The organism is Streptomyces mauvecolor (assembly GCF_039532965.1).
Taxonomy (GTDB): Bacteria; Actinomycetota; Actinomycetes; order Streptomycetales; family Streptomycetaceae; genus Streptomyces; species Streptomyces violascens.
In genome coordinates, this window is sequence record NZ_BAAASQ010000009.1 from 262,692 (window position 1) to 276,195 (window position 13,504).

The window sequence follows — 13,504 nt, forward strand, 5'->3', positions numbered from 1 at the left end:
CGGAGGGCGGGACCATGCCGGTTGTCGATCTGAGTCAGCACGCCGAGGAATTCAACGCCGACCCCTACCCGGTGTACGCCAAGCTGCGGGCCGACGGACCCGCCCACATGGTCCGCACCCCGGCAGGCGGGGAGACCTGGCTGATCGTCGGCCACGAGGAGGCGAAGGCCGCGCTCGCCGACCCCCGGTTCGCCAAGGACTGGCGGCCGCTCGCCGAGGAGGGCTACGTCGAACTCCCCGTCAGCTCCAACATGCTGGAGACCGACCCGCCGCAGCACACCCGGCTGCGCAAGCTGGTGGCCAGGGAGTTCACCCCGCGCCGCATCGAGGCGCTCCGCCCGCGCGTCCAGGAGGTCACCGACCGGCTCCTCGACACGATGCTGGCCGCGCCCGGCCGCACCGCCGACCTCGTCGACTCGCTCGCCTTCCCCCTCCCGATGACGGTCATCTCCGAGCTCATCGGCGTGCCCGACCTGGACCGCGAGGCCTTCCGCGTGCTGTCCAACCAGGCCGTCGCGCCGATCGAGGACGACGGAGGGGAATCGGTCCGGAAGATCGGCGAGTACCTGGCCGGGCTGATCGAGGCCAAGCGCTCCGCGAGCCCCGCCGACGACCTTCTGAGCGCCCTGATCCGCGCCCGCGACGAGGACGGTGACCAGCTGTCGCACGACGAACTCATCGGCATGGCCTTCCTGCTGCTCGTCGCGGGCCACGAGACGACCGTCAACCTGATCTCCAACGGCGTACGCGCGCTGCTGACCCACCCCGGCCAACTGGCCGCACTGCGCGCCGACTTCGACGGTCTCATCGACGGCGCCGTCGAGGAGATGCTCCGCTACGACGGCCCGGTCGAGACGGCCACCTATCGCTTCACCAAGGAGCCCGTGCTCGTCGGCGACACCCTCATCCCGGCCGGCGCCCCCGTCCTGATCGCCCTCGCCTCGGCCGGCCGCGACCCGCTGCGCCACGCCGACCCGGACCGCTTCGACATCCGCCGCACCCCGCAGAGTCACCTCGCCTTCGGCCACGGCATCCACTTCTGCCTGGGCGCCCCGCTCGCCCGCATGGAGGGCCGGATCGCGGTCCGCAGCCTCCTGGAACGCGCCCCGGACCTCCAACTGGCAGCAGAAACAAGCGAGTTCGAGTGGCTGCCGGGCATGCTCATCCGGGGCGTACGCCACCTGCCGGTGCGCTGGTGACGCGCACGCGCCGGTGACTCACGCCTTGCGCGCGGCCGCCGCCCGCTTGCGGTGCTCGCCGCGCAGCACGAGCGAGGGCCACTCGTCCCCGTACGCCCCGCAGGCGCAGACCGACCACAGCGACCACTGCTGCGGCACCGAGTAGTACGGCACGAGCACCCTGGCCGTCCGCAGCCGCGACAGCTTCACCGGAACGAGCGCGGGCAGGACGTCCGGCGTCTGGCCGGCCAGGATCGCGCGGCGGCAGGACGGGCAGGCCGGGCGCCGGTCGGCCGCCGCCTCGCGCGGCCCGGTGCGGCGCCGCGCCTCCTTGCGGTGCTGCTTGCGGACGGGGGAGTGGGTGTCCTCGGCCGCCGTGTGCAGCGGGTTGTAGAAGCAGCGCCGGGCGGCCTTGGGCACCGGCTGCCCGGCCGCCCGGGCGCGGACCGCCGCGAACCGTTCGAGCGCTCGGTCGGCGAGCACCGCCGCGGCCGCGAGGTCGGGCAGATCGGCCGCCTCGTCGAGCAGCTTGCCCGCGGCCTGGAACGCGTCGAAGGCCCAGGCGCAGTCGCCCTCGGCCCGCGGATCGGACCCGGCGTGTTCGGCCGGCCCGCTTGAGGACAGAGGCAGTTCGGCCGTCCGCAGCACATCGCCCACCGCGGTCACCCGCTCCGACACCAGCCGGTCGAGCCGCTCGCGGGCCGTCGCCCACTCGTCGAGGACCAGCTGCTGCTGCTCCTTCGACAGCTCCCCGGGCCGCTGCACGGGCACGGCGGGGCGCAGCCTGTCCAAGAACCACCAACGCCTCAGCACCCTTGCCTCCCTCGCTCCGACCAGGGTAGAAGCCTCGTAAGCTACTGGAGAGTTAGGGTGTGGCCGATCGCTCGACGAGAGGTGCAGGGCATGGGGGAACTCGATCTCGAATCGGCCCGCGGGACGCTGGCGAGCCAGCCGTTCAGCCGGCTCCTCGACGCGCGGATCACCGCGTTCGGCGACGGCGGGGCGGTCCTGGAGCTGGACATCCGCGAGGAGCTCCTCCAGCAGAACGGCTTCGTGCACGGCGGAGTCCTGGCCTACGCGGCCGACAACGCCCTCACCTTCGCGGCCGGGACCGCGCTCGGCTCCGCCGTCCTCACCAGCGGCTTCTCCATCCAGTACGTGCGTCCGGCCACCGGCCGCACCCTGGTCGCCCGCGCCACGGTGGTGCACGGCGGGCGCCGCCAGGCCACGGTCCGCTGCGACCTGTTCACCCGGGACGGCGACGGCGGGGAAAAGCTGTGCGCGGTGGCCCAGGGCACCGTACTGTCCGCCGTATCCACCGGACCGTCCTGAAGGGACACGCGTTGACCAGCGACGTCATAGTCGATCTCGCCGCACTGGGCGAGGACTTCACCCGCGACCCCTACCCCGTGTACGCCGGGCTGCGGGCGCAGGGCCCCGTGCACCGCATCCGGATGCCCGAGGGGGCCGACGCCTGGCTCGTCGTCGGGTACGAGGCCGGGCGGGCCACGCTCGCCGACGACCGGCTCTCCAAGGAGTGGCGCAGGGCCGCGCCCGGCCTCGGGGTGCAGGCGGTCTCGCCCGCGCCCACCATGCTGAGCTCCGACGCGCCCGCCCACACCCGGCTGCGCAAGCTGGTGACGCGGCACTTCACGCCCCGCCGGGTCGACGAACTCGCCCCGCGCGTCCAGGAGATGACCGACGGCTTCGTCGACGCGATGCTGGCCGCCCCGGACCGCAGGGCCGACCTCGTCGAGGCGCTGTCCTTCCCGCTGCCGATAACGGTCATCTGCGAACTGATCGGCGTGCCCACGCTCGACCAGGACCAGTTCCGCCAGTGGTCCAACATCTCCGTCTCGGCGCCCGCACTCGAAGACCGGCTCGCCGCCGCGAAGGCGATCGACGGGTACCTGAGACGCCTGCTGGACGAGAAGCGCGCCGAGCCCGGCGACGACCTGATCAGCGCGCTGATCCAGGCCGTCGACGACGAGGACGGCGACCATCTGTCCGGCCCCGAACTCCTCGGCATGGCCTGGCTGCTGCTGGTCGCGGGCCACGAGACCACCGTCAACCTCATCTCCAACGGCATGCTCGCCCTGCTGTCCCACCCCGAGCAGCTGGCCGCCCTGCGCGCCGACTTCGACGGGCTCATCGACAACGCCGTCGAGGAGATGCTGCGCTACGACGGCCCCGTGGAGACGCCGACGTACCGCTTCACCAAGGATCCGGTCGAGATCGGCGGCACCCTCATTCCCGGCGGCGGTCAGCTGGTCCTCGTCGCCCTGGCCGACGCCAACCGCGACCCGGCGCGCTTCGAGGACCCGCACGCCTTCGACATCCGGCGCGACGCCCGTGGCCACGTCGCCTTCGGCCACGGCATCCACTACTGCCTGGGCGCCCCGCTGGCCCGCCTGGAGGCCCGGATCGCGGTCCGTACGCTGCTCGACCGCTGCCCGGACCTGACCCTGGACATCCACCCGGCGGCCATCCAGTGGCGTACGGGGATGCTGGTGCGGGGGCCGGAGACGCTGCCGGTCAGGTGGTAGCTCAGCCCGCCGGGATCTCCGCCACCGGCACCACCCGCCGCTCCCGGCGCGACACCTCGCACGCCTCCGCGATGCGCAGCGCGTGCAGGGCGTCGCGGCCGTCGCAGGGGTTCGGCGCCTCGCCCCGTACGAGCCGGACGAAGGCGTCCAGTTCGGCCTCGTAGGCCGGGGCGAAGCGTTCCAGGAAGCCGGGCCACGGCTTGTCGGGGCGGCCGGGACCGTGCGGTTCGGCCGAGGTCAGCGGGGTGCGGTCGTCCAGGCCGACCGCGAACTGGTCCTGCTCTCCGGCCAGTTCGAGCCGCACGTCGTAACCCGCCCCGTTGCAGCGGGCGGCCGTCGCCGTGGCCAGGGTGCCGTCGTCCAGGGTGAGGACGACGGCCGCCGTGTCGACGTCACCGGCCGCGCGGAACATCGCGGGCCCCGCGTCCGAGCCCATCGCGTACACCTCGGTGACCTCGCGGCCGGTCACCCAGCGCACGATGTCGAAGTCGTGGACCAGGCAGTCTCGGTAGAGCCCGCCGGAGAGCGGCAGATAGGCGGCGGGCGGCGGCGCCGGGTCGGAGGTGACGGCCCGCACGGTGTGCAGCCGGCCGAGCCGCCCCGAGCGCACGAGCTCCCGGGCGCGCCGGTAGCCCGCGTCGAAGCGGCGCATGAAGCCGAGCTGGAGCTCGGTGCCCGCAGCCTCGACGGCGCGGAGGGCCTCCAGGGTGCCCGGCACGTCCAGGGCGACCGGTTTCTCGCAGAAGGCGGGCAGTCCGGCGTGCGCGGCGGCCGTGATGAGCCCGGCGTGCGCGGAGGTCGCCGAGGCGATCACCACCGCGTCGACCCCCGAGAACGCGTCCGCCACCGTGGCCGCCGCCGTCGCGCCGGTCAGCGCGGCCACCTCGGCGGCGCGCGCGGCGTCGGTGTCCGCGACCACCAGGTGCTCGACCCCGGGATGCCGGGCGAGGATTCCCGCGTGGAATGAGCCGATCCGTCCCGTTCCGATCAGTCCGATACGCATGGGCACACCGTGGCCGGGGAGACTCGTCCTGTCAAGAGTTTGTCCTGACAATCGAACCTCTGGACTTCCCGTCAACATCCCGGCGCATTACGCTCGCTCCGTGCCCAAGCAGCCCAGACCAGCGATGGACTTCCCCAAGCCGCTCCAGCTCAGCGTGGACCGGACCAGCCCGGTCCCGCTCTACTTCCAGCTCTCGCAGCAGCTGGAGGCGGCCATCGAGAAGGGCACCCTCACGCCCGGCAGCCTCCTCGGCAACGAGATCGACCTGGCGAACCGGCTCGGCCTGTCCCGCCCCACGGTCCGCCAGGCCATCCAGGCCCTGGTCGACAAAGGCCTCCTGGTCCGGCGCCGGGGGGTGGGCACCCAGGTCGTGCACAGCCAGGTCAAGCGCCCGCTCGAACTGAGCAGCCTGTACGACGACCTGGAGGCGGCCGGCCAGAAGCCCGCCACCACCGTGCTTCGCAACACCTTCGAGCCGGCCACCGCCGAGGTCGCCGCTGCCCTCGGGGTGCCCGAGGGCAGCGACGTACACCTGGTGGAGCGGCTGCGGTACGCGCACGGCGAGCCCATGGCGCGGCTGCGCAACCACCTGCCGACCGGGCTGCTCCCGCTGGACACGGAGTACCTGGAGGGCACCGGCCTGTACCGGCTGATGCGGGGTGCGGGCATCACGCTGCACAGCGCGCGCCAGACGGTGGGGGCGCGGGCGGCCACTGCGCAGGAGGCGGACCTCCTCACCGAGACCGAGGGCGCGCCGCTGCTCACCATGGAGCGCACCACCTTCGACGACACCGGCCGGGCCGTCGAGTTCGGCTCGCACATCTACCGGGCCTCGCGCTACTCCTTCGAGTTCCAGCTGCTCGTACGCCCGTGAGAGCTGCTCGTACGCCCGTGGGATACGCCCTTGAGGGGCGCAGGCGACCCGGAGCGCTCCTGAGTAAGAATGTTCGGACAAAGTATTGACGGTGTCGCGGAACCGCCGCTAGAACTCACGTGCCGCAACCGGGCGGCCGGGACAGAAGGCGGACCCCATGCACTCACCCCGCACGGCAACCACGGCGGCCGTGGCCGTCGCCGTACTGGCGCTCGCGCTCGGCGGCTGCAGCAGTTCGGGGGGCAAGAGCTCCGAGGACCAGGGTTCCGGATCGCCGGGCGGCGGCAAAGGCGTGAACACCCCCCGCCTCAAGATCGCGATGGTGACCCACTCCGGCCAGGGCGACACCTTCTGGGACATCGTCCAGAGCGGTGCGAAACAGGCCGCTGCCAAGGACAACGTCGACTTCCTGTACTCGGCCGACAAGGAGGGGCAGCAGCAGGCGCAGCTGGTGCAGGCGGCCATCGACCAGAAGGTGGACGGGCTGATCGTCACGCTCGCCAAGCCCGAGGCGGTCAAGGATGTCGTCAAGAAGGCCGTGGCGGCGGGGATACCCGTCGTCACGATCAACTCCGGCGCCGACTACTCGAAGGAGGTCGGCGCGCTCGGCCACATCGGCCAGGACGAGGGCGTGGCCGGTGAGGCGGTCGGCGACGAGCTCAACAAGCGGGGCAGGAAGAAGGCCCTGTGTGTCATCCACGAGCAGGGCAACGTCTCCCTGGAGCAGCGCTGCGCGGGAGTGAAGAAGACCTTCCGGGGCAGCGTGGAGAACCTCGATGTCGACGGCACCAACACGCCCGCGTCCACCTCCTCCATCGAGGCCAAGCTCCAGTCGGCCAAGGACATCGACTCGGTCGTCACCCTCGGCGCGCCGATGGCGGCCGCCGCGGTCAAGGCGAAGGGCGACGCGAACAGCTCCGCCGAGATCGACACCTTCGACCTGAACGCGGCCGTGATCAAGCAGTTCAAGGCCAAGGAGATCGGCTTCGCCGTCGACCAGCAGCCCTACCTCCAGGGCTATCTCGCCGTCGACGAGCTGTGGCTGAACAAGACCAACGGGGACGTGATCGGCGGCGGCCGGCCGGTCCTGACCGGACCCGCGATCGTCACCGAGAAGGACGTGCCGACGCTGGAGAAGTACACCGCCCGCGGTACCCGATGATCGCCCGGCGACCCGGCGTGACCCATACTTGGGCGGCCGGGGCAGGCCTGAACCAGCCCCGGAGGCACCCGGTGGTACAGCAAGAAGGGCACGGCGTCGTGGCAAGGGTTCGGACAGGGGTACGCGTCATGGGCGCGGTGCTGGCAGCGGTGCTCGGGGCCTCCTTGGCGGGGTGCAGCAGCACCGGCGGCAAGCGCGCCGAGGACGCGCGCAAGTCCGCGCAGGCCCAGGGCAGGGCCGCGGTGGACACGCCCCGCTGGAAGATCGCGATGGTCACCCACTCGGGCGACGGCGACACGTTCTGGGACATCGTCCAGAACGGTGCCAAGCAGGCCGCCGTCAAGGACAACATCGACTTCCTCTACTCGCACAGCGACCAGGGGCAGCAGCAGGCGCAGTTCGTGCAGGCCGCCATCGACCAGAAGGTCGACGGCCTCATCGTCACGCTCGCCAAGCCCGACGCCCTCAAAGACGTCGTCGCCAAGGCCGAGAAGGCCGGCATCCCGGTGATCACCGTGAACTCGGGCTCGGAGAAGTCCAAGGAGTTCGGGGCGCTCACCCACATCGGCCAGGACGAGACCATCGCGGGCGAGGCGGTCGGCGACGAGCTCACCAAGCGGGGCAGGAAGAAGGCCCTGTGCGTCCTGCACGAGCAGGGCAACGTCGGCCACGAGCAGCGCTGCGCGGGCACCAAGAAGACGTTCAAGGGCGAGGTCCAGAACCTCTACGTCACCGGCACCAACATGCCCGACGTGCAGTCCTCCATCGAGGCCAAGCTCCAGGCCGACCCGTCCATCGACGCGGTGGTCACCCTCGGCGCGCCCTTCGCGGACACGGCCGTCAAGGCCAAGCAGTCGGCGGGCAGCTCCGCCGAGATCGACACCTTCGACCTCAACGCCAAGGTGGCCACGGCCCTGGAGGCCGGCACGCTCGGCTTCGCCGTCGACCAGCAGCCCTACCTCCAGGGCTACGAGGCGGTGGACCTGCTGTGGCTCTACAAGTACAACGCCGACGTCCTCGGCGGCGGGCTCCCGGTCCTGACCGGGCCGCAGATCATCACCAAGGACCAGGCCGCCAAGCTGGAGGAGTACACGAAGCGGGGGACCCGATGAGCGCGACAGACATCGCCGAGGACGAACGGCTGCTGCGCCGCTCCGTCTGGCGCAAGATCATCGGCCGTCCCGAACTCGGCTCGGTGGTCGGCGCCGGCGCCGTCTTCCTCTTCTTCTCGGTCGTCGCCGGAAGCTTCCTGCAGCCCTCCAGCCTCTCCACGGTCCTGTACGCGGCCTCGACGATCGGCATCATGGCGGTGCCGGTCGCGCTGCTGATGATCGGCGGCGAGTTCGACCTGTCGGCCGGTGTCCTGGTGACGACCTCGGCCCTGGTCTCCTCGATGTTCAGCTACCAGATGACGGCGAACGTCTGGGTGGGTGTGGGCGTCTCGCTCCTGGTCACCCTCGCCATCGGCGCCTTCAACGGCTTCATGCTGACCCGCACCAAACTCCCGAGCTTCATCATCACGCTCGGTACCTTCCTGATGCTGACCGGCCTCAACCTCGGCTTCACCAAGCTGATCAGCGGCACGGTCTCGACGAAGTCCATCGCCGACATGGAGGGCTTCGAATCGGCGAAGAAGCTCTTCGCCTCCCAGCTGACCATCGGCTCCGTCGACCTGAAGGTCACCATCCTGTGGTGGTTCGCGCTGGTCGCGGTCGCCACCTGGATCCTGCTGCGGACCCGCTTCGGCAACTGGATCTTCGCGGTCGGCGGCGAGGCGGACGCGGCCCGCGCGGTCGGCGTACCGGTCTTCAAGACGAAGATCGGCCTCTACATGGGCGTCGCGTTCGCGGCCTGGGTCTCCGGCCAGCACCTGCTGTTCTCGTTCGACGTGGTGCAGTCCGGCGAGGGCGTCGGCAACGAGCTGATCTACATCATCGCGGCCGTCATCGGCGGCTGCCTGATCACCGGCGGCTACGGCTCGGCGATCGGCTCGGCCGTGGGCGCCTTCATCTTCGGCATGACCAGCAAGGGCATCGTGTACGCGGAGTGGAACCCGGACTGGTTCAAGTTCTTCCTCGGAGCGATGCTCCTGCTCGCCACCCTCCTCAACGCGTGGGTGCGCAAGCGGGCGGAGGCGACAGCATGACGACCACACCGGACAGGACGGCCGAGCGGACGGCGCTCGTCGAGCTCGACGACGTCAGCAAGTACTACGGCAACATCCGCGCCCTGGAAGGCGTCTCCCTGGAGGTGCACGCCGGGGAGATCACCTGCGTACTGGGCGACAACGGAGCCGGCAAGTCCACCCTCATCAAGATCATCGCGGGGCTGCACCGGCACGACGCCGGGGGATTCCGCATCGAGGGCGAGGACGTCTCCCTCAACAACCCCCGCGAGGCCCTGGACCGCGGCATCGCCACCGTCTACCAGGACCTGGCCGTCGTCCCGCTGATGCCGGTCTGGCGCAACTTCTTCCTCGGCTCCGAGCCCACCAAGGGCAAGGGCCCCTTCAAGCGCCTCGACGTCGAGAAGATGCGCGCCACCACCCGCGCGGAGCTGCTCCGCATGGGCATCGACCTGCGCGACGTCGACCAGCCGATCGGCACCCTGTCCGGCGGCGAGCGCCAGTGCGTCGCCATCGCTCGCGCCGTCTACTTCGGCGCCAAGGTCCTCGTCCTCGACGAGCCGACCGCGGCGCTCGGCGTGAAGCAGTCCGGTGTCGTCCTGAAGTACGTGGCGGCCGCCCGGGACGCCGGGCTCGGCGTGGTTCTCATCACGCACAACCCGCACCACGCCTACCTCGTCGGCGACCGTTTCGTGCTGCTCAAGCGCGGCACGATGACCGGCAGCCACCTGCGCTCCGACATCACCCTGGACGAGCTCACCCGCCAGATGGCGGGCGGCAGCGAGCTCGAAGAGCTCAGCCACGAACTCCAGCGGGCCCCCGCCCCCGGCCACCTCGGCGGCCCGGCCGACAAGGAGTGAGCGGGCCGCCCCGGGCCACCGGGGCGGCCCCCGGCGCACGGTCCGCCACCCCCAGGGGTGGCAGAATCGGCCCCGATGACCACGTACCGCGACTTCGCCCTAGCCCACCGGGGTTCCGCCCGGGCCACCGTGCTGCGCACCGTAGGCACCCGGGAACGCCGCTCGCACCTGACGGCTCCCCGGGTCCCCACCGTCGGCATCGACATCGGCGGTACGAAGGTGATGGCCGGCGTCGTGGACGCGGACGGGAACATCCTGGAGAAGCTCCGCACGGAGACCCCGGACAAGTCCAAGAGCCCCAAGGTCGTCGAGGACACCATCACCGAGCTGGTCCTCGACCTCTCCGACCGGCACGACGTGCACGCGGTCGGCATCGGCGCGGCCGGCTGGGTCGACGCCGACCGCTCCACCATCCTGTTCGCCCCGCACCTCGCCTGGCGCAACGAGCCGCTGCGCGACGCCCTCCAGGCCCGCCTCGCGGTGCCGGTCATGGTCGACAACGACGCCAACACCGCCGCCTGGGCCGAGTGGCGCTTCGGCGCGGGCCGCGGCGAGGACCACCTGGTCATGATCACCCTGGGCACCGGGATCGGCGGCGCCATCCTGGAGGACGGGCAGGTCAAGCGCGGCAAGTACGGCGTGGCCGGCGAGTTCGGCCATATGCAGGTCGTGCCGGGCGGACACCGCTGCGCCTGCGGGAACCGCGGCTGCTGGGAGCAGTACAGCTCGGGCAACGCCCTGGTCCGCGAGGCCCGCGAGCTCGCCACGGCCGACTCCCCGGTGGCGTACAACATCATCGAGCGGGTCGGCGGGAACATCCCCGAGATCACCGGGCCGCTCATCACCGAGCTGGCCCGCGAGGGCGACGCCATGTGCGTCGAACTGCTCCAGGACATCGGCCAGTGGCTCGGCGTCGGCATCGCCAATCTGGCGGCCGCGCTCGATCCCTCCTGCTTCGTCATCGGCGGGGGCGTCAGCGCCGCCGACGACCTCCTGATCGCCCCCGCCAGGGACGCCTTCAAGCGCCACCTCACCGGCCGCGGCTACCGCCCCGAGGCGCGGATCGCCAAGGCCCAGCTGGGCCCCGAAGCGGGAATGGTCGGCGCCGCCGACCTCGCCCGCCTGGTGGCCCGCCGCTTCCGCCGGGCCAACCGCCGCCGCGTCGAGCGCTACGAGCGGTACGCCAAGGCCGCCGAAGCCGTCCGCAGGACGGGCACCACCCGCACCACCCAGGGATCCGACTGATGACACCGTCCGACCGTCCCGCGGTGCCGCGCCAGTCCCCGCCGCCGGACGAGAAGCCCCCGGAGACCCGTCGGCACATGATCAGGCGGCGCTGGATCACCGCGGTGATCATCGTGCTGCTCATCGGGGTGCCCGCCGGGTATCTGGCGATCTCCGCCGAGCAGAGCCGCACCAGCGGCCGCGACAAGGAGTCCGAGGCCTCGGCGCACGGCCTCCAGAACGACTGGCCGTCCAAGACCCAGCGGCGCATCTACGACGTGCCCGTCCCGGGCGACGCGGTCTCCGTCGCCTACTACGAGACGAACAGCTGGAAGGTCAGCAAGCTGTACGTCCAGTTCAAGACCAGTGCGGCGGGCCTCGCGGAGTTCATGAAGGACGGCGGCACCAGCACGGCCGCGCTCAAGCCCGGCGACGTGACGATCGCCCCCGAGGACGCCCTGAAGGTGGGCTGGACCTTCCCGGCGGGCCACGACTGGGCGGGCACCACCCACGCCCAGAAGGACCCGCTCCCCACCCAGAACATCACCGTCGACGAGACGGACCCGGACAAGCCGGTGGTTTTCGTGGTATCCACGGCGACCCCCTGACCCCACCCGGTGTCACGCCGGGGCACCGCCTGTCAGCGGCGCCCCGGCGCGGATCAGCCGACGTTCAACGTCACCGCGGCGGTGTGCAGCTCCCCACCGGTCCGGAATTGCAGGAACAGCCGCCAGTTGCCGGCCGTGGGCAGTTCGGCGTCGAAGGACAGTTCCGGCCCGCCGCGGTCGCCGTTGACCCTGGTGGTCGGGTGCAGGTGGGCGAACGCGACGTCGCCCTCGTGGAAAGCGGTCAGGTGTGCGTAGGTGTCCAGATAGGGCTGGAGGTCGGTGACGGGCTTGCCGCCCTTGGTGACGGTGACGGTCAGCGGGTGCGTCATGCCGGCTGTCGGGGCGCCCTGGACGGTGACCGTGTAGCCGTCGGTCTCGGTGGACTTGGCGGCTGGGGGCAGCGGGGTCGTCGTCTCGGTTCCGGGGATGGTGACGGTGCGGCTGAGGACGAACGCCGTGCCCCTGCCGGAACCGCTGTCAGGCGTGAAGGAGGTGAACATCCGCCAGGAGCCGGGCGTGAGAGAGGCCAGGTCTGCGGTCCAGACGCCGTCGGCGGCCATGGTGGGGTGGAGGTGCTGGAAGCCGGTCAGGTCCGAGCGGATGGCGTAGAAGTGCATGCGCTGGGTCTGGTCGACGGCGAAGCGCGTGACCGGCTTGCGGTCCGGGCCGGTGATCGCGAACCGGTAGGCGGCTCGCGTGCCTGCCGCCAGGGTCATGTCCTGGCTGGTGAGTCGGTAGCCGTCCTTGGTGTCGGACAGGCCGTTGCCGGACGCCGTGTGGTCCATGCCGGGCATGTCTCCCATGGAGGGTGACGCCTTCATCGAGGAGGGCGCGGACGGCTTGGCGCCGTGGGCCGTGCCGGGCATCGAGGAGCTGTCGGAGGAACCGCAAGCGGCCGACGTCAGGGCGAGTGAGGTGACGACAGCGGCCGCGGTGAGAGCACGGCGGCGTGCGGGACGGGAGGAAGGGAACACGATGGTGGTCTTTCCGGGTGGGCGCACCACGCCGGGCGGGCGCGCGGAGGCGATCAGGTCACGTCGCCGGCCCCGGGGAGGACACCCGGGTTCCGGCGCGGCCTGGTCAGGTCCGCGCGATACACACCTGGAGCAGCAGACTTCGCCCGCCCGGGGGCGGTGGTCCGCGCCGCCCCGCCGGGCCCGCGGCTGGAGACCGGCCGGCAAGGAACAGACCGGCCATCACCGTGATGACGGCCGCCAGGGCGGCCATCGGCCGGGGGATTCCGTCCCGGGCGGGCGTCGAGAGGCACGTCTCCCCACCCATCGCCGCCGTGCCTGAAGCCCGCTGCACGCCGGTGTGTGTCATCACCGGCGCCGCCGCGGACTCTGCCGCAGCGGAACTGGCGGACGCCGACGAAGTCGTGGCGAGGCCGTCGCGCATCCCTGTGGGCGCGGACATCACGCCGTGGCATCCTTCGGCGGCGGTGGCGGGAGCCCCGTGCATGAGGAACAGCCCGAACAGGACGGCGCACAGCACGAGCAGCCGGGACACTCCCGGCCTCCGCGCCCGTCTGCGGTCCATCGCTGCCTGGCGTCCTTCACGTTCGTACGAATGGTGCGGTACGAGCCAGACGATACCCCCACCGGGTTTCCCCGACCCGCCATCCCCCGGTCCAAGCGCGGAGCCGGCGGTGCGGCTCCGGCGCCAGGCTGGCTGAAACCCAGCCCGCCTTACGGGCACCTTATGTAGCGACATGCATACCCTGTGTGTCGTGTCGGTGTGGAAGGTGCTCCGGAGGCGGCAGTCGTCGGTCTGGGCCACAGTGGTTCTCGCTGTGGTCGTGGCCGGGCTGGTGCATGTCCTGGGGTGCGCGCACGGGCCGCAGAACGTCGGTGCCGGCGGGGTGGATTCCCTCCTCAGTGCGACGTCCGTTCCCCTGGAACACTCCTCGGCGAAGCAGCCGCAC

At 71.4% G+C, this 13,504-nt stretch carries 14 protein-coding genes; 10 read left to right on the forward strand and 4 right to left on the reverse strand.

Annotated elements, in window-relative coordinates:
- Window positions 1-14 precede the first annotated feature (14 nt).
- Window positions 15-1,199 carry a cytochrome P450 family protein gene (locus ABD346_RS13670; protein ID WP_344374817.1) on the forward strand — a complete coding sequence of 395 codons (1,185 nt, stop codon included), beginning with the start codon at window positions 15-17 and terminating at the stop codon, window positions 1,197-1,199.
- A gap of 18 nt (window positions 1,200-1,217) precedes the next feature.
- Here ABD346_RS13670 and ABD346_RS13675 read toward each other — a convergent pair whose 3' ends face one another.
- Window positions 1,218-1,991, reverse strand: a complete 774-nt coding sequence (locus ABD346_RS13675) for a hypothetical protein (RefSeq protein ID WP_344374818.1) — start codon at window positions 1,989-1,991, stop codon at window positions 1,218-1,220.
- A 90-nt stretch (window positions 1,992-2,081) separates the two neighbouring features.
- On the opposite strand from ABD346_RS13675, the gene ABD346_RS13680 reads away from it, so the two are divergent.
- Window positions 2,082-2,510 carry a PaaI family thioesterase gene (locus tag ABD346_RS13680; protein WP_344374820.1) on the forward strand — a complete coding sequence of 143 codons (429 nt, stop codon included), beginning with the start codon at window positions 2,082-2,084 and terminating at the stop codon, window positions 2,508-2,510.
- An 11-nt stretch (window positions 2,511-2,521) separates the two neighbouring features.
- On the forward strand, window positions 2,522-3,724 hold the full coding sequence (locus tag ABD346_RS13685) for a cytochrome P450 family protein (RefSeq protein ID WP_344374822.1): 1,203 nt from the start codon (window positions 2,522-2,524) through the stop codon (window positions 3,722-3,724).
- 1 nt (window position 3,725) lies between these two features.
- Here the strand turns inward: ABD346_RS13685 and ABD346_RS13690 are convergent, their stop codons facing one another.
- Window positions 3,726-4,727, reverse strand: a complete 1,002-nt coding sequence (locus ABD346_RS13690; RefSeq protein WP_344374823.1) for a Gfo/Idh/MocA family protein — start codon at window positions 4,725-4,727, stop codon at window positions 3,726-3,728.
- Window positions 4,728-4,851: 124 nt separating this feature from the next.
- On the opposite strand from ABD346_RS13690, the gene ABD346_RS13695 reads away from it, so the two are divergent.
- From ABD346_RS13695 to ABD346_RS13725, 7 genes are all read left to right on the forward strand, one after another.
- Window positions 4,852-5,601: a GntR family transcriptional regulator gene (locus ABD346_RS13695; RefSeq protein WP_344375137.1), complete on the forward strand. Its 750-nt coding sequence runs from the start codon at window positions 4,852-4,854 to the stop codon at window positions 5,599-5,601.
- 157 nt (window positions 5,602-5,758) lie between these two features.
- A complete protein-coding gene (locus ABD346_RS13700) occupies window positions 5,759-6,763 on the forward strand; it encodes a substrate-binding domain-containing protein (RefSeq protein ID WP_344374825.1) in 1,005 nt (334 codons plus the stop codon).
- A gap of 98 nt (window positions 6,764-6,861) precedes the next feature.
- A complete protein-coding gene (locus ABD346_RS13705; RefSeq protein ID WP_381229970.1) occupies window positions 6,862-7,875 on the forward strand; it encodes a sugar ABC transporter substrate-binding protein in 1,014 nt (337 codons plus the stop codon).
- Window positions 7,872-8,909 (forward strand): ABC transporter permease, encoded by a 1,038-nt coding sequence (locus tag ABD346_RS13710; protein WP_344374826.1) that lies wholly within the window; start codon window positions 7,872-7,874, stop codon window positions 8,907-8,909. The genes ABD346_RS13705 and ABD346_RS13710 overlap by 4 nt, the downstream gene beginning before the upstream one ends.
- The gene (locus tag ABD346_RS13715) at window positions 8,906-9,748 is read left to right on the forward strand and encodes an ATP-binding cassette domain-containing protein (RefSeq protein ID WP_344374828.1); all 843 of its coding nucleotides are present in this window, start codon (window positions 8,906-8,908) and stop codon (window positions 9,746-9,748) included. The genes ABD346_RS13710 and ABD346_RS13715 overlap by 4 nt, the downstream gene beginning before the upstream one ends.
- A 75-nt stretch (window positions 9,749-9,823) precedes the next feature.
- Window positions 9,824-10,993 (forward strand): ROK family glucokinase, encoded by a 1,170-nt coding sequence (locus ABD346_RS13720; RefSeq protein ID WP_344374829.1) that lies wholly within the window; start codon window positions 9,824-9,826, stop codon window positions 10,991-10,993.
- Window positions 10,993-11,580, forward strand: coding sequence for a hypothetical protein (locus ABD346_RS13725; RefSeq protein WP_344374831.1), 588 nt, complete (start codon window positions 10,993-10,995; stop codon window positions 11,578-11,580). The genes ABD346_RS13720 and ABD346_RS13725 overlap by 1 nt, the downstream gene beginning before the upstream one ends.
- Window positions 11,581-11,633: 53 nt before the next feature.
- Here ABD346_RS13725 and ABD346_RS13730 read toward each other — a convergent pair whose 3' ends face one another.
- Both ABD346_RS13730 and ABD346_RS13735 read right to left on the reverse strand, forming a co-directional pair.
- A complete protein-coding gene (locus ABD346_RS13730; protein ID WP_344374832.1) occupies window positions 11,634-12,446 on the reverse strand; it encodes a hypothetical protein in 813 nt (270 codons plus the stop codon).
- A 214-nt stretch (window positions 12,447-12,660) separates the two neighbouring features.
- Window positions 12,661-13,119: a hypothetical protein gene (locus ABD346_RS13735; RefSeq protein ID WP_344374834.1), complete on the reverse strand. Its 459-nt coding sequence runs from the start codon at window positions 13,117-13,119 to the stop codon at window positions 12,661-12,663.
- Window positions 13,120-13,504 lie beyond the last annotated feature (385 nt).